Here is a 14,410-nt window from a genome sequence, read left to right on the forward strand (position 1 = left end):
GGCGATGCCGGCAAGGGTGCCGCCGTTGGCGCCGCAGCCGGCACGATGGTCGGTGGCTCGCGCGCCCGGCAGAACCAGCGCAACGCGCAAGCGAACGCCCAGGCCAACACCCAGGGCGCCATGTCCACGTACTACCGTGCTTATTCCGCGTGCATGGAAGGCCGTGGTTATTCGATCAAGTGAGTGAAGTAGGTCCCGGAGCGCTTTGCCAAAAGGAGTGCATATGCTCAAGAAAGTACTGATTCCCGTCGCGATCCTGCTTTCGGTGCCGGCCATTGGCTGGGCGCAGACCGACGTTAAGACTGATGTCACACGCGCCGACGGCTCGGTCACGGCCTCCGGCTCCGCAACTGCCGTTGCGACGATCACAGCCATCGACGCGGCAAATCGCAAAATCACGCTGAAAGGCGCGGGCGGCAAGGTCACCGACATGACCGTTGGCGACGAGGCTCGCAACTTTGATCAGCTACGGGTCGGCGACAAGGTCACCGTACAGTACAACGAGGCACTGACCGTTAGCCTCAAGAAGGGCAGCGGACCGCTCTCCATGAACGAGAAGCCGATCGAGCAACGCGCCGAGGCCGGCGCCAAGCCTGGCGGCACGGTTGGCCGTGAGGTGACGGTGGTCGCCCAGGTTGTCGCGGTCAACAAGGACACAAAGACTGTCTCGGTCAAGGGACCGAAGGGCCATGTCGTCGACCTTGTTGTCGAGGACCCGGACCAGTTGAAGAACATCAAGAAGGGGGACCGCGTGCAGGCTGTCTACACCGAGGCTGTCGCGGTTTCGGTAACCCCCGGTGCAGGCAAGTAACCACCGAATGCCGGGCACCCGAACGGAACTGTCGTCATGAAGCACATTGCAGCATTGCGTTGTCTGGGGGCGGCCGTGCTGATTGCCAGCGCGCTGCCCGCCCACGCGTACTTTGACAACTACCTGAGCGGCACGATCGTTGGCACGCTCGCCAAGCAGCAGATGGCGACCTTGCGCGGCGTCTTCAACAAGACGCTGTCGGAGTCCGACGATGGCGCCACCGTGCCGTTCAGTCTGCCTGCCGAGGGGCGGTCCAAGGCCACGGAGGGCACATTCACGCCCGTGACCACGCGCACCGAGAACGCCAAGCGCTGCCGCAAGATCCGCAGCGAACTGCGCCAGAATGGCAGGTCGGAACGCTGGGAAGGGTGGTACTGCCAGGAGGCCGATGGCAACTGGAAAAAGGCGCTATTGAAGGATTGAACGACTGAACGACTGAACGACTGAACGACTGAGGGATTGAAGATCCGATGCCACAACCGTCAGGGGCCGCGATGACGCGGCCCCTGACGGTTGCAGTTTGCGTCCGGAACTCAGAACTTCTCCGGGATATACCGATAGGGGTAGTCGGGCTGCTTGTAGGAGCCGCGCTTCTGCCGGTCCGGCAGCGTGACCTTCTTGCGCGGGATGGGCTCGTAGGGAATCGACGCAAGCAGATGGCTGATGATGTTGAGCCGGGCGCGCCGCTTGCAGTCCGATCGCACGACATTCCACGGCGCGAAGTCGGTATCCGAGGCCTCGAACATCGCGTCCCGCGCGCGCGAGTAGTCATACCAGCGGCTGTATGACTTCAGGTCCATGTCCGTCAACTTCCACGTCTTGCGGCCGTCCAGAATGCGCTGCTCCAGGCGGCGCGTCTGTTCTTCGGGGCTGACTTCGAGCCAGTACTTGATGAGCTGGATGTTCGAGCCGACGATAGCGCGCTCCACCAGCGGCACCGCGCGCAGGAACAACTCCACCTGTTCCTCGTCGCAGAACTTCATCACGCGTTCGACGCCGGCGCGGTTGTACCAGCTACGGTCGAAGATCACGATCTCGCCGGCTGCGGGCAGATGCGGGATGTACCGTTGCACGTACATCTGGCTCTTTTCGCGATCGGTGGGGGCGGGCAGGGCAATCACGCGAAAGACGCGGGGGCTGACCCGCTCGGTGATGGCCTTGATGACGCCGCCTTTGCCAGCGCCGTCACGCCCTTCGAAGATGACGCATACCTTGGCACCAGTAGCCTTGACCCAGTCCTGCAGGTGCACCAGTTCAACGTGCAGCGAGCGCAGCGACTTCTCGTACGTCTTCGAGTCAAGGTCCTGCTGCGCTGCGGAATCCTCGTCAGTACGGCGCGAGTCCTTTACCATAAGTGTTTCTCCCGGCGCTTGCAGCAGGCCCCATTGCCTCAAGTATCAATCTCGGATACGGGCATGGCCTTGGCAAGGGACTTTGGTCCAATGCTTGGCTCAAGCATGGCTTGGCCCAAGGACCAATTGCTTTGCGCACGGGCTTGGCTGACTCTTTCATTGGGAGCGTACTCGACCATGTACAAGACTGGATACTGGCTGATCATCATCGGTTTCTGGCTGGCTCTCGCCGGGGTATTCCTGTGCGATCCGGTGGGCGGGCTGCCAGAGAATGTCAACTTGTTCAGTTTCGCCCTGCATGGTCTCGAGATTCACTTGTTCAAGCTGTCAGAAGCGCCGCAGCACTATCTCTTCACGGTTCTCGCGAGGGACTGGTTGATCGGCTGCTTCGTGATCATGTTCGTCGGCGCTGTCCTGCTTGCCCTTGGCTGGAGGCGCAGGCGCCAGAGCCGGCTCGTGTGAGAGGTGGCGCGGCCGAGGCGCGCGCCCGAGGTTCACAAGGAGGCCGCCGATGCTGCAAACACGTCTTTCGATCCCTACGATCTCTCGTACGCTGATCGACGTTTATATCCGCTTCGGCCTGATCTTGTTGCTGGCGATATCCTGCTTCGAGATCTTCAAGCCGTTCATCAGCCTGATGGCGTGGTCAGTGATCCTGGCGATCACGCTCTATCCGCTGCAGACCTACCTGCGCGGCAAGATCTTCGATGGAGAGGGCCGCACGGCCACCCTGATCGTTTTCCTGGTCATCTGCATCATTCTCGTGCCCTCGTGCCTGCTCGGGATTGCATTGATCGACTCGGTCGAACACGCATTGGAGATCGCGCGCAGCGGCAACATCCGGATTCCGCCACCGTCCGAATCGGTGGCCGCCTGGCCGTTTGTGGGCAAGCAACTCTACGGCTTCTGGCACCTTGCCTCCACCGACTTCGCCTCGCTGGCTGAAAAGCTTGCGCCACAGATCAAGGTGGTGGCCCTGGCGCTGCTCGGCACAGCGCGTGGCGTGGGCGTCGGGCTGCTGATCTTCGTGGCGGCGCTCATGATCGCGGGCATCTTCATGGCCTACGGCGAGCTCGGCACGCGCAGCGCGATTCAGATTGCCTCCCGCATCTCCGGGCCGGAGCGCGGCCCCCGCCTTACCGTGCTGTGCACGGCCACCGTGCGCGCGGTCGCGCAGGGCGTGGTGGGTATTGCATTCATCCAGATGCTGCTGATCGGTGTCGCCTTCGTTATGAAGGGTGTGCCGGGGGCAGGGCTGCTGGCGCTGGCGGTGCTGCTGCTCGGCATCATGCAGTTGCCGGCCACGCTGATCACCATCCCCGTGATCATCTTCGTGATCGCGACCGAGGGCGTCAGCGGCATGAACATCGTCTTTGCCGTCTACGTGTTCATTGCCGGCCTGGCGGATAACGTGCTCAAGCCGATGCTGCTGGGCCGTGGCGTGGATGTGCCGATGCCGGTGGTGCTGATCGGCGCGCTTGGCGGCATGGTCAGCGGAGGCGTAATCGGGCTCTTTGTCGGCCCCGTGGTGCTCGCGGTCGGATACCAGTTGTTCTGGCAGTGGGTGGAAGACACCCAGCAGCAAGCCATCGAGGGCGGCGAGGCCGTGGCGAGTGGTGAGGCCGTGGGGAGTGGCCAGGCGTCGGGACGTACCGAAAGCGGTCCGGCTGCCGGATAGCGATGTTGCCCCGGGGCCGCGTGTTCCGTTGCTGGATGCTGGCCGCGACGATGCTCGCCGGCTGCGCGCGCGTTGGCCCGGATTTCCAGCCGCAGCACGAGACGTGGAGCGGCAAATGGACCAGCGAGGCGATCGGGCAGGCCAGCGAGGCAGGTGCCCAGCCGGATATGCGCCAATGGTGGCAGGTCTTCAACGACCCCGTGCTCGAACGCCTGATTACCGAGGCCGATGCCAATGACGCCGGGGTTCGGATTGCCGGCCTGCGGGTCATGGAAGCCCGCGCGCAACTCGGCATGGCGCTGGCTGGCCGGTATCCCCAGATGCAGCAGGCGGGCGCGGACGCCATGTATGTTCACAGCCGCCAATCCGGGCCAACCGCCCAAACCGCTCGCGTCTGGGAGTACAGCGCAGGTGTCGATGTCGGCTGGGAGCTCGACTTCTGGGGGAAATTCGCCCGCGCGATCGAGTCCGCCGATGCCGCGTACTTCGCGGCCCAGGCCAATCACGAGAACGTACTGGTACTGCTTCACGCACAACTCGCGCAGACCTATTACGCATTGCGCACCGCGGAGGCCCGCGTGCGGATTGCGCGGGAGAACGGCCGACTGCAGAAGCGCAGCTACGAAATCACCGAGCGACTGTTCAAGGCCGGCGAAAGCGATGAACTGGACCTGCAACAGGCCAAGACGCAGTACTTCGGCACATTGAGTAGCATCCCCGAACTGGAGCGGCAGATTGCGCTATCGCGCAACGCCGTGGCGATCCTGCTGGGGAGGCCACCCGGCCCGATTCCCGAGTTGGGCGAGGCATCGGGCAAGGAGGGCGTGTTGCCCCGGATCGATCGGGCGATTCTGCAAGACGTGCCCGCCAACCTGTTGCTGCGCCGCCCGGATATTCGCGCCGCCGAGTTCCAGATCGCGGCGCAGTCGGCCCAGATCGGCGTGGCGAAGGCGGACCTGTATCCATCGGTGACGCTCGTCGGCAGCATCGGCTGGTCCGCGACTTCACTGCCCGGGACGCAGAACGGCCTGCTGCTGGTGGGCGGCCCCAGCCTTCGCTGGAACATCTTCGACTATGGCCGGATCCACAACAACGTGCGGGTGCAGGATGCCCGGCTCCAGCAACTGATCCTCACTTACCAGAACGACGTGCGCGTGGCGGCGCGCGAGGCCGACGATGCCGCCAGCGGCTTGCTCAAGGCACTCGAACGCGAAGAAATCCTGCGTGAGGCCGCGTACTCGGCGGAACGCTCGCTGACGCTGGCCAACACCCTGTTCAAGGAGGGGTACTCCGACTTCCAGCGCGTGCTCGATGCCCAACGGGCATTGTTCGCCCAGCAGGACGCCTATCTGGTCAATCGCAGCAACGCCGTTGGCTATCTGATCGACCTTTACAAGGCACTTGGCGGTGGCTGGTACAGCGAGCAGCCGTTGGTCGACCCAGCCACCCGCGACCAGATGCGGCAGCGTACCGATTGGGGAGACCTGCTTGACGAGCCGCCGCGCACGCCGCCGACATCCATCAACACCTCGGCCAAAGCCACCGGGAGCCAACGCCAATGAGTGACGCCAGTGATGCGAATGCGCCAGCCACGCCGCCTGCCCCGCCAGGCCCGGCGGCATCTGGAGACGCGTCGGGAAAAGGGGTGCGGTGGGTTGTCATCGCGATCGTGCTCAGTCTGGTCTGGTATCTGCTGGCCGACCGCTTCACGCCCTATACCCAGCAGGCGCGCGTGCAGGCGTTCGTGATTCCAGTGGCTTCAGAAGTCTCTGGACGTGTCACCCAGGTGCCGGTTCACAACAATCAGAGCGTGGAGGCCGGCACGGTGCTGTTCGAGGTCGATCCACAGCAATACCGGATTGCACTGGACCGCGCCCGCGCCGATTTCGAATCCACGCGCAGGCAGATCGGAGCGAACACGGCGGGTATCGATTCGGCGCGCGAATCGCTGCGAGCGGCACAGGCCAACGAGCTCAAGGCGCGACAGGACAGCGAGCGGCTTGAGCGTCTGTATCGGGAAGACCCCGGCACGGTTTCCGTGCGGCGGCTGGAGGTGGCGCGCGCCACGCACACGCAGGCCGTCAGCCAGGTCGGCGCGGCCCGCGCCGAGGTTGAACGGGCAAAGGAGCAGCAGGGCGGAAGCGAAGAGAACAACGCCAAGCTGCGCAGCGCCGCTGCGGCGGTCGAAAAGGCGGAACTCGATCTGTCCAACGCCAAGATCCGGGCGCGTACCGGCGGGCTGGTCACCGACCTGCAAACGGAAGTCGGCCGTTTTGCCGGCGCCGGCAGCCCGGTCATGACGCTGATCGCGATCCATGACATATGGATTTCCGCCGACCTCACCGAAAACAACCTGGGCCACGTAGAGCCGGGCACGCCCGTGGCCATCGTGCTCGACGCGCTGCCAGGCAAGGTGCTCGAAGGCAAGGTGCGCAGCATTGGCTACGGCGTGAGCACCGGCCAGAGCCCACCGCCAGGCAGCCTGCCAACGGTGCAGAACAGCCGCGACTGGCTGCGGCCCGCGCAGCGCTTCCCGGTGATCGTCGACATCGATCCGGGACAACTCTCTTCGATGCGCGGCGTGCGCGTGGGCGGCCAGGCCGAAGTGATGGCGTTCCCGACGTCAGGCAACCCACTCAATCCATTGGGCCGCTTGTACATCCGCCTGATGAGCTGGCTGTCCTATGTCTACTGACGCGGGCGCATCGGCCGCCGCCGCTGCCGCAACCGCGGCGCGGTCCCGCCGCGCGTTGCGCCTGGCTGTCGGCACCGCGCTCTGCCTGGCGACGAGCTTCGGTTTTCAATGGGCGATTCCGATGGTTGCACCCGTGCTGGCCGTGTTCCTGTTCGCCACGGTAGGGCGCCCGCTGCCCGCCAAGGCGGGGCTGGCGCTGGCGCTGCTTGTCATGGCGACCACCGGAACCGGACTGCTGCTGATCCCGTTCCTGCGGCACGCGCCGCTGAGTGGGGTGCTGATGACCGCGCTCGGCCTGTTCCTGGCCTTCCGTTACGGCCTGCGCGGCGGCAACGGGCTCGTGTCGACGTTCCTTGTGGCAGGCATTGCGCTGATCTCGGTGGCCGGCACCGCTGACATGGGACTCGCCCTCAGCGTGATTGGCGCGCTGGCCCGCGGGCTGCTGCTCGGTGTGGTGATGCTGGCGGTCTGCCATTGGCTGATTCCAGAACCCGGCACGGCCACGCCCGCGGCCAAGCCACCCGCGCCGGTTGTCAGCGATGCGGACTGGATGGCGTGGCGCGCGACGCTGGTCGTCATGCCGGCATTCCTGCTGGCCATGGCCGATCCGGCCGGATACCTGCCTATCGTCATGAAGGCTGTCAGCCTGGGCCGGCAAAGCTGCACGACGGCGCGTAGCGCCGCGACCGAACTACTTGGGTCCACGCTGCTCGGCGGGCTGCTGGCGATCCTGTTCTGGTTCGCGCTTGGCCTGTCCGTCAATCTGTGGATGTTCTTTCTCTGGACGATCCTGTTCGCGCTGGTGGTTGCCCGCCGGCTCTTCGCGATCCGGCCGACACGCGCCACCCCGGGATTCTGGCTCAACAGCCTGGTGACGATGATCATCCTGCTTGGGCAGTCGGTCGAAGACAGCGCGGCAGGCAAGGATGTCTACCAGGCGTTCGCCGTCCGCATGGGACTGTTCATCGGGGTGTCGCTCTATGGCGTATTCATGCTGAGATGGCTCGACCATCGGCGGCAACGAACCGTGTCCACGGCATCGACAACGATCTGAGTACCTGAGGAGGCCCCATGCGCATACACCTGCTGGTCGCCGCACCCGTGATGCTGTTGTGCCTGATCCTGCAAGGCGTGGTGGTGGCGATCTGCCTGCGTCGCTATGCGCGCTATCGCAAACGCTGGGAAGGGCGCGAGGCGCTATGGATGGAGATCGCACTGCTGATGGCGGTGATGCTGCTGACGCTGGCCTGCAACATCGTGCAGATCGCGATCTGGGCCGTGCTGTTCCTGATGCTGGGCGAGTTTCAGAGCTTCGTGCCAGCGCTGTATCACTCCAGCGTCAACTTCGCCACGCTCGGCTATGGCGATATCGTCATGTCCGAGCGCTGGCGCATGCTGGGGCCAATCGAGGCAGCCAACGGCATTCTGATGTTCGGCATGTCGACGTCACTGATGACGGCTGCCGTGCTTGATGTCATCAAGAGCAACATGGCCAGGCTGATGGATCAGGCGAAGCCCTGAGCCCTTACGTGCAGTTCGCGCGATAGGTCTCTTCCAGCGCATCTCGCGACTTGTCCCGCTCGATCTTTGGCACTGCGCGACCCTGCGCATTCTGCGTGGCCATGCCCGGAGAGGTGTAGCTGTTGGGCCCATGCGCGCCAGCGGCGAACTGGTTCTTGAGTTCCTCGCATTTCGCCCGGCGGGCTTCCTCGGGGCTGACGCTGCTCGCCGAAGGCGGACGATAGGGGTTCGCCCCCTCCTGTACGGCATCGGAGATGGCCGCTGCGGCATTGCCCTGGGCGGGCGATGTGGACTGAGCCAGCGCAACGGCAGGCACGCCAAGGGTGAGGGCAACGGTCAGCAGCACTGCAGTAGGCATTTCCATGGGAGCTCCGATGTGGCGACGCACGCTCAGACTAGGCGAATTCGATGGTGCTGTGCAAGTCACCGGTTGACACTGTGGCGCCGGCGCCAAGCCAAGGGGGCTTCACCGAACTGGGTGGAAAACCAGCGTGTGAAGGAACTGGCTGAACCATAGCCGAGCAATTCCGAAACGCGTAACAGGGAGTAGTCCGGGTTGCTGACGTACCGCTGCGCCAGATCGCGGCGTACCTCGCTCAGGATGTCGGTGAACGATTCGCCGGCTTCGTCGAGTTGCCGCTGCATGGTCCGCAAGCTCAGGCCCAGCCCCTGGGCCACGGCCTCGCAACTGGCGCGGCCCATTGGCAGCATCAGGTACACCGCATTGCGCACTTCGCGCCCGATCGACGCCTCGTTCACACGGGGCAGGGTATCCACCAGTCGCTGCGCGTGGCGAGCCATGGCCGGGTCGCCTGTCGGATTCGGCGCGTCGAGGTCTGCCGCCAGGCAGACAATGCCGCTGAACTCGCTGCCGAACTCCAGTGGGCATCCGAACAACCGGCGGTGCACCTGCAGGTCGGGCGGCGCGGCATGGGTAAAGTTGACGCTGAGTGGATGCCAATGCGCGCCGAGCAGGGCGCGGCACAAGCGAAACACCACGCCCAGGGCCAGTTCGGTGGCTTGTCGGGAAGGCGCGCCGAGCACTACCTCCTGCCGGATCATGACCACCTTGCCGGCCGACTCCACCATGATTGCCACGGACTCGTTGACCAGATGACGGTAACGAATGATGGTGTCGAGCGCGTCACGCAGCGTGGGCTGCTGGCTGATCAGCAGGCTCATCAGGCCGAAATCCGACAACTGCCGGGACTCCGCCATGCGCAGCCCGAAGGTGAGGCAGGACGATGCGTCCGCCGCGGCCTCCAGCAATACCGCGCACGCGTCCACCGGAACGCGCTGCTCGGGATCGGTCAGCAGCGCGCGTGTCAGTCCGGCCTGGCGGAGCAAGGGCTGTGGGTTCAGGCCTTCCGCCGCCGCCACCTCGAAGAAATTGGTCAGTGCCGCAGCGCGCACCAGTGTTCTCAAGCTTGTCTCCCATCTTGTTCTTCGCGCGTCACGTGCCCGGAGTGCCCTGGACCATGCCGCGTCGTACTCGGCGTGGATGATAGGCCGTGTTGGCATGAAATGCAAAGCTGGATGCAGCGATTGCAAAGCGGCAAGCAGTCGGCGCATCTAGATTGGCTGACATGGCGGCACACGTCGTGCGGCAACACATAACAGGAGACGATGCGATGGCAAAAGTCGTGCGCATGTATGAGACCGGCGGACCCGAGGTCCTTCGTTGCGAAGACATGGAAGTGGGTGATCCGGGCCCGGGGCAGGTGCGCATTCGCCACGTGGCGGTTGGCCTGAACTACGCCGATACGTACTTCCGCAACGGCACCTATCCGGTACCGCTTCCCGCGGGCATGGGCGTGGAAGCCTCCGGCGTGGTGCAGGCCATCGGTCCGGACGTGACCAACGTCGCCGTCGGCGATCGCGTGACATACACCGGCTTCCTGAACACGCTGGGCGCCTACAGCACCGAGCGTCTGGTGCCGGCCGCGCCGCTGATCCGCCTGCCGGAGAACATCGGCTTCGAAACCGCCGCGGCAATGACGATGCGCGGCCTGACCTCCGCCTACCTGATGCGCCGCATCTACGCGTTCAAGCGCGGCGATACGATTCTGCTGCACGCCGCGGCAGGCGGCGTCGGCCTGATCGTGTCCCAGTGGGCCAAGCTGCAGGGCCTGAACGTGATTGGCACCGTGTCTTCCGAGGCCAAGGCCGAGGTGGCACGCGCGCATGGTTGCGATCACATCATCAACTACAGCCACGAGGATGTGGCCAAGCGCGTGCGTGAACTGACCGATGGCGTGGGCGCCACGGTGGTGTTCGACAGCGTCGGCAAGAGCACGTTCATGGCCTCGCTCGATTCGCTGAAGCGCCGTGGGCTGCTGGTCTGCGTGGGCACCGCATCGGGCCCGATCCCGCCGTTCGATCCCGTACTGCTGGCCATGAAGGGCTCGGTCTATGTGACGCGTCCGGCCTTGGCCGACTATATCGCCGATCCGGGCGAGAAGGCGGAACTGGCTGGGGAACTGTTCGACCACGTGGGTGCCGGCCGCATCCGTATCGAGATCAACCAGCGCTACGCACTGGAAGACGCCGTGCAGGCTCACCGCGACCTGGAATCGCGCAAGACCACCGGTTCGTCGATTTTCGTCGTCTGAGGAGCCTGCCATGCAAGTCAAACCACTGACCTGTGCCATCGGTGCCGAACTGGTTGGCGTCAACCTGGCTGACGCGATCAAGAGCGACGATCTGTTCGCCGAAATTCGCGCGCTGCTTCTGAAACACCGCGTGGTGTTCCTGCGCGACCAGACCTTCAGCCGCGCCGAGCACGTTGCGTTCGCGCGCCGCTTCGGCGAACTCGAGGATCACCCAGTGGCGGGCAGCGATCCGGAGCATCCGGGCCTGGTCCGCATCTACAAGTCGCCGGACCAGCCGAACGACCGCTACGAGAACGCGTGGCACTCCGACACCACCTGGCGCGAGGCCCCGCAGTTCGGCGCCGTGCTGCGTTGCGTGGAATGCCCGCCCGTGGGCGGCGACACGATGTGGGCGAACATGGCCCTCGCGTACGAGAACCTGCCCGACCATATCAAGTCCCAGATCGCCGACCTGCGCGCGCGCCACAGCATCGAAGCCAGCTTCGGTGCCGTGATGCCGATCGAGAAGCGGCTGGCGCTCAAGGAGCGCTATCCCGATGCCGAGCACCCCGTGGTCCGCACCCATCCGGACACCGGCGAGAAGATCCTCTATGTGAACGGCTTCACCACGCACTTCACGAACTACCACACTCCAGCGCGCGTGCGCTTCGGTCAGGATGGCAACCCGGGCGCGGCGGACCTGCTGCGCTACCTGATCTCGCAGGCCTATATCCCTGAGTACCAGGTGCGCTGGCGCTGGCAGCCCAATAGCGTGGCGATCTGGGACAACACCGCCACACAGCATTACGCCGTGATGGACTATCCGCCTTGCTATCGCAAGATGGAGCGCGCGGGCATTATCGGCAGCGTGCCGTTCTGAGCAGTACCGGAGTCAATATGGAGAACCTGATCGTTTCCGCGCGTTCGGCCTACGCATACCCTCTGCTGGTCAAGCAGCTCCTGATCAACGCCATGAGTCTGTATGGCGACCAGGAGATCAGCTACCGCGGAGAACTGCGCTACACCTATCGCGAATTCCGCGAGCGCGTGGGAAAGCTGGCCAATTCGCTTTCGGCCCTCGGTGTACATCACGGCTCCACAGTGGCCGTGATGGACTGGGACAGCCACCGCTACCTGGAGTGCTATTTCGGCGTGCCGATGATGGGCGCCACGCTCTTCACGGTCAACGTTCGCCTGTCGCCGCAGCAGATCCTGTACACGCTGAATGACGCGGGCGCAGACGTCGTGCTGGTGCATCCGGACTTCGTGCCCGTGATCGACCAGATCCGGGACAAGCTCACGTGCAAGCCACGCTTCGTGCTGATGGCGGACGGACAGACCGTGCCCGACACGGCTATCCCGTTCGCCGGCGAGTACGAAGCACTGGTCGGCGCCGCCTCGCCGGACTTCGAGTTTCCGGAGTTCGACGAGCGCACGAAGGCCGCCACGTTCTATACGACAGGCACCACCGGCGACCCCAAGGGTGTGTGCTACAGCCATCGCGACATCGTGCTGCATACGCTGACCGCGACGGCCAGCCTGTGCTCGCCGCGCGAAGGCCAGCGCATGCATCGCGAGGATGTGTACATGCCGATCACGCCGATGTTCCATGTGATGGCGTGGGGCATCCCGTATGTTGCGATCACGCTGGGCCTGCGCACGGTGCTGCCGGGCCGCTACGCGCCCGAAATGCTGCTGAAGCTGCGTGCCGAGGAGAAGGTGTCGTTCTCGCACTGCGTGCCGACGATCCTGCAGATGCTGCTGCACGCCGCAGAGGCTGGCGGGCAGGACCTGAGCGGCTGGAAGATCATCATCGGCGGTTCGGCGCTGCCACCGTCCTTGTGCGAGGCCGCGCTGGAGCGGGGTATCGACATCTTCGCCGGCTACGGCATGTCCGAAACCGGCCCGATCGTCGCGCTGGCGCAGTTGCCGCCGGGATACCAGCCGGCCAGCCGCGAGGAGGAAGTCCGCCTGCGCTGCTCGACGGGCCGGCCGGTGCCGCTGGCAGACTTCCGCATCGTGGGGACGGACATGCGGGAACTGCCACGCGATGGCCAAAGCCAGGGCGAGATCGTGCTGCGCGCGCCATACCTGACCCGCAGTTACTTCCGCAAGCCGAGTGCGTCGGAAGAACTCTGGGCCGACGGCTACCTGCACACGCAGGACGTCGCGGTCGTCCACGAGAACGGCTTTGTGCAGATCGTGGACCGCCTCAAGGACGTGATCAAGACCGGTGGCGAGTGGGTCTCCTCGATCGAGATCGAGAATCTGGTCACGCGCGTGCCGGGCGTGCGGGAGTGCGCCGTGATTGGCGTGCCTGACGCGCGTTGGGGCGAGCGGCCAATGGCCTTTGTGGTGCGGCAACCGGATTCGGAAGTGGGCGCCGAGGACATCCGCGCGGAGCTGATGAACCATGTCTCGGCCCAGCGCCTGAGCAAGTTCGCGGTACCTGAAGCTGATCGGATCGCCTTCGTGGCCGAGATTCCGAAGACCAGCGTTGGCAAGATTGACAAGAAGCTGCTACGGGGAAACAAAGCAGCCTGAGGGTAGGGCATGGAGTTAGGGAGCGCCCCGCACTGCGGGGCGTTTTTTTATTTGGCGACATGCAACCCGTGCATGTAGACGATGAAATCGGTGGATATGCGACCGGTATTCTCCAATTCCTGATGGTCCGCTCCGTGGCGCCATTGTCATACTGTGCGGACAACCTCGCAGACCGGACATGACAGATCCGGCAGACAACTCAGGAGACACCTTCATGCAACGACGTCGCTTCTTCCGTGTCGCGCTGACCACCACCGGCCTGGCGCTGACGGCTTCCCTTGGCACGCCGGCGCTGGCCGCCGACGAGTTCCCAACCCGTCCGATCCGGCTCATCGTGCCTTACGGCGCGGGCGGCGTCACCGATCAGGTGGCACGCGCGCTTGCCGACGCGGCCGGCCGTGAACTGGGTCAGTCGATCGTGGTGGAAAACAAGCCCGGTGTCAGTGGCACGCTCGGTGCCACGCAGATGGCCACCACCGAACCGGACGGCTACACGCTCAGCATGGCGCCCGTGGTGATCTTCCGCCTGCCGCATGTGCAGAAGATGCGCTATGACCCGCTCAAGGACCTGACATACATCTCCATGATCGCAGACTACAACTTCGCGGTAGCCGTGAAGAAGGACGCGAAGTGGCAGACCATGCAGGAGTTGATCGCCGATGCCAAGGCCAACAAGAAAGGCATCAGCTATGGCACCACCGGCATCTACGGCAGCCAGCACCTGACCATTTCCGAACTGGCGCGGGTGTCGCAATCGAACTGGACCCACGTCCCGTACAAGGGCGACGCCGAGGCGATCACCGCGCTGCTGAGCGGTTCGTCCGATGTGGCGGTGCTGTCGAACACGCTGCTGCCCTACGTGCAAGGTGGGCAAATGCGCGTGCTGGCGACGCTGTCGGAGAAACGCGCCGCGGACTTCCCCAATGCGCCGACGCTGAAGGAGATCGGCTATCCAGTGTGGTCGAACTCGCCCTTCGGCATCGTCGGCCCGGCAAACATGAAGCCCGCGGTCGTGAAGCGGCTTGACGATGCCTTCCGCAATGCGCTCAAGGACCCGAAGTTCCTGAACGTGACCCGCCAGTACGGTATGGTCAGCAACTACATGAATCCCGAGCAGTACACGGCCTACGCGCAGAAGGCATTCAAGAGCGAAGGCGAGATCATCGCGCGACTGGCCGAGGCGATGAAGAACCAGTAAGCGGCACCATTGGCGGCTTC

The 14,410-nt window shown here is 64.4% G+C and carries 15 protein-coding genes and 1 pseudogene; 13 read left to right on the top strand and 3 right to left on the bottom strand.

The window, feature by feature from the left end; all coding sequences use genetic code 11:
• The 3 genes and pseudogenes from D769_RS10210 to D769_RS10220 all read left to right on the top strand — a co-directional run.
• Positions 1-183 (top strand): annotated as a pseudogene (locus tag D769_RS10210) (hypothetical protein); the annotation flags it as partial.
• Between the two features lie 40 nt (positions 184-223).
• Positions 224-811 (top strand): hypothetical protein, encoded by a 588-nt coding sequence (locus tag D769_RS10215; protein ID WP_008644680.1) that lies wholly within the window; start codon positions 224-226, stop codon positions 809-811.
• 36 nt (positions 812-847) lie between these two features.
• Positions 848-1,234 carry a hypothetical protein gene (locus D769_RS10220; RefSeq protein WP_008644682.1) on the top strand — a complete coding sequence of 129 codons (387 nt, stop codon included), beginning with the start codon at positions 848-850 and terminating at the stop codon, positions 1,232-1,234.
• A 110-nt stretch (positions 1,235-1,344) separates the two neighbouring features.
• On the opposite strand, the gene ppk2 is transcribed toward D769_RS10220, so the two are convergent.
• Positions 1,345-2,163 carry a polyphosphate kinase 2 gene (ppk2, locus tag D769_RS10225; protein WP_008644684.1) on the bottom strand — a complete coding sequence of 273 codons (819 nt, stop codon included), beginning with the start codon at positions 2,161-2,163 and terminating at the stop codon, positions 1,345-1,347.
• A 177-nt stretch (positions 2,164-2,340) separates the two neighbouring features.
• Here ppk2 and D769_RS10230 point away from each other — a divergent pair, with 177 nt between their 5' ends.
• From D769_RS10230 to D769_RS10255, 6 genes are read left to right on the top strand one after another with little or no spacing between them, the layout of a single operon-like run.
• Positions 2,341-2,625 (top strand): hypothetical protein, encoded by a 285-nt coding sequence (locus tag D769_RS10230; RefSeq protein ID WP_234706975.1) that lies wholly within the window; start codon positions 2,341-2,343, stop codon positions 2,623-2,625.
• Between the two features lie 49 nt (positions 2,626-2,674).
• Positions 2,675-3,841: an AI-2E family transporter gene (locus D769_RS10235; RefSeq protein ID WP_008644686.1), complete on the top strand. Its 1,167-nt coding sequence runs from the start codon at positions 2,675-2,677 to the stop codon at positions 3,839-3,841.
• A gap of 2 nt (positions 3,842-3,843) precedes the next feature.
• Positions 3,844-5,403, top strand: coding sequence for a TolC family protein (locus D769_RS10240; RefSeq protein ID WP_008644688.1), 1,560 nt, complete (start codon positions 3,844-3,846; stop codon positions 5,401-5,403).
• A complete protein-coding gene (locus tag D769_RS10245) occupies positions 5,400-6,536 on the top strand; it encodes an HlyD family secretion protein (RefSeq protein WP_035882195.1) in 1,137 nt (378 codons plus the stop codon). Before D769_RS10240 ends, D769_RS10245 begins: the two co-directional genes overlap by 4 nt.
• The gene (locus D769_RS10250; RefSeq protein WP_008644693.1) at positions 6,526-7,590 is read left to right on the top strand and encodes a DUF2955 domain-containing protein; all 1,065 of its coding nucleotides are present in this window, start codon (positions 6,526-6,528) and stop codon (positions 7,588-7,590) included. The genes D769_RS10245 and D769_RS10250 overlap by 11 nt, the downstream gene beginning before the upstream one ends.
• Positions 7,591-7,607: 17 nt before the next feature.
• Complete coding sequence (locus tag D769_RS10255; protein WP_008644696.1) at positions 7,608-8,057, top strand: potassium channel family protein; 450 nt, start codon at positions 7,608-7,610, stop codon at positions 8,055-8,057.
• A 4-nt stretch (positions 8,058-8,061) separates the two neighbouring features.
• Here the strand turns inward: D769_RS10255 and D769_RS10260 are convergent, their stop codons facing one another.
• Both D769_RS10260 and D769_RS10265 read right to left on the bottom strand, forming a co-directional pair.
• Positions 8,062-8,421, bottom strand: coding sequence for a hypothetical protein (locus tag D769_RS10260; RefSeq protein ID WP_008644697.1), 360 nt, complete (start codon positions 8,419-8,421; stop codon positions 8,062-8,064).
• Positions 8,422-8,480: 59 nt separating this feature from the next.
• Positions 8,481-9,482 carry an AraC family transcriptional regulator gene (locus tag D769_RS10265; RefSeq protein ID WP_035882197.1) on the bottom strand — a complete coding sequence of 334 codons (1,002 nt, stop codon included), beginning with the start codon at positions 9,480-9,482 and terminating at the stop codon, positions 8,481-8,483.
• Positions 9,483-9,688: 206 nt separating this feature from the next.
• Between D769_RS10265 and D769_RS10270 the strand changes: the two genes are divergently transcribed.
• The 4 genes from D769_RS10270 to D769_RS10285 all read left to right on the top strand — a co-directional run bounded on the left by D769_RS10270 (position 9,689) and on the right by D769_RS10285 (position 14,390).
• The gene (locus tag D769_RS10270) at positions 9,689-10,669 is read left to right on the top strand and encodes a quinone oxidoreductase (protein WP_008644702.1); all 981 of its coding nucleotides are present in this window, start codon (positions 9,689-9,691) and stop codon (positions 10,667-10,669) included.
• A 10-nt stretch (positions 10,670-10,679) separates the two neighbouring features.
• Positions 10,680-11,528, top strand: a complete 849-nt coding sequence (locus D769_RS10275) for a TauD/TfdA family dioxygenase (protein ID WP_008644704.1) — start codon at positions 10,680-10,682, stop codon at positions 11,526-11,528.
• 17 nt (positions 11,529-11,545) lie between these two features.
• On the top strand, positions 11,546-13,192 hold the full coding sequence (locus D769_RS10280) for a fatty acid--CoA ligase (protein WP_008644706.1): 1,647 nt from the start codon (positions 11,546-11,548) through the stop codon (positions 13,190-13,192).
• Positions 13,193-13,406: 214 nt separating this feature from the next.
• Positions 13,407-14,390 (top strand): tripartite tricarboxylate transporter substrate binding protein, encoded by a 984-nt coding sequence (locus D769_RS10285; protein ID WP_008644708.1) that lies wholly within the window; start codon positions 13,407-13,409, stop codon positions 14,388-14,390.
• The last annotated feature ends 20 nt before the right edge of the window (positions 14,391-14,410 follow it).

It is taken from the genome of Cupriavidus sp. HMR-1 (assembly GCF_000319775.1).
Classification (GTDB): Bacteria; Pseudomonadota; Gammaproteobacteria; order Burkholderiales; family Burkholderiaceae; genus Cupriavidus; species Cupriavidus metallidurans.

What these genes read in the sequence shown, in the direction of transcription:
- D769_RS10215 (WP_008644680.1), top strand. Translation starts at nt 224, where the DNA reads ATGCTCAAGAAAGTACTGATTCCCGTCGCGATCCTGCTTTCGGTGCCG.
- D769_RS10220 (WP_008644682.1), top strand. Translation starts at nt 848, where the DNA reads ATGAAGCACATTGCAGCATTGCGTTGTCTGGGGGCGGCCGTGCTGATT.
- ppk2 (WP_008644684.1), bottom strand. Translation starts at nt 2,163, where the DNA reads ATGGTAAAGGACTCGCGCCGTACTGACGAGGATTCCGCAGCGCAGCAG.
- D769_RS10230 (WP_234706975.1), top strand. Translation starts at nt 2,341, where the DNA reads ATGTACAAGACTGGATACTGGCTGATCATCATCGGTTTCTGGCTGGCT.
- D769_RS10235 (WP_008644686.1), top strand. Translation starts at nt 2,675, where the DNA reads ATGCTGCAAACACGTCTTTCGATCCCTACGATCTCTCGTACGCTGATC.
- D769_RS10240 (WP_008644688.1), top strand. Translation starts at nt 3,844, where the DNA reads ATGTTGCCCCGGGGCCGCGTGTTCCGTTGCTGGATGCTGGCCGCGACG.
- D769_RS10245 (WP_035882195.1), top strand. Translation starts at nt 5,400, where the DNA reads ATGAGTGACGCCAGTGATGCGAATGCGCCAGCCACGCCGCCTGCCCCG.
- D769_RS10250 (WP_008644693.1), top strand. Translation starts at nt 6,526, where the DNA reads ATGTCTACTGACGCGGGCGCATCGGCCGCCGCCGCTGCCGCAACCGCG.
- D769_RS10255 (WP_008644696.1), top strand. Translation starts at nt 7,608, where the DNA reads ATGCGCATACACCTGCTGGTCGCCGCACCCGTGATGCTGTTGTGCCTG.
- D769_RS10260 (WP_008644697.1), bottom strand. Translation starts at nt 8,421, where the DNA reads ATGGAAATGCCTACTGCAGTGCTGCTGACCGTTGCCCTCACCCTTGGC.
- D769_RS10270 (WP_008644702.1), top strand. Translation starts at nt 9,689, where the DNA reads ATGGCAAAAGTCGTGCGCATGTATGAGACCGGCGGACCCGAGGTCCTT.
- D769_RS10275 (WP_008644704.1), top strand. Translation starts at nt 10,680, where the DNA reads ATGCAAGTCAAACCACTGACCTGTGCCATCGGTGCCGAACTGGTTGGC.
- D769_RS10280 (WP_008644706.1), top strand. Translation starts at nt 11,546, where the DNA reads ATGGAGAACCTGATCGTTTCCGCGCGTTCGGCCTACGCATACCCTCTG.
- D769_RS10285 (WP_008644708.1), top strand. Translation starts at nt 13,407, where the DNA reads ATGCAACGACGTCGCTTCTTCCGTGTCGCGCTGACCACCACCGGCCTG.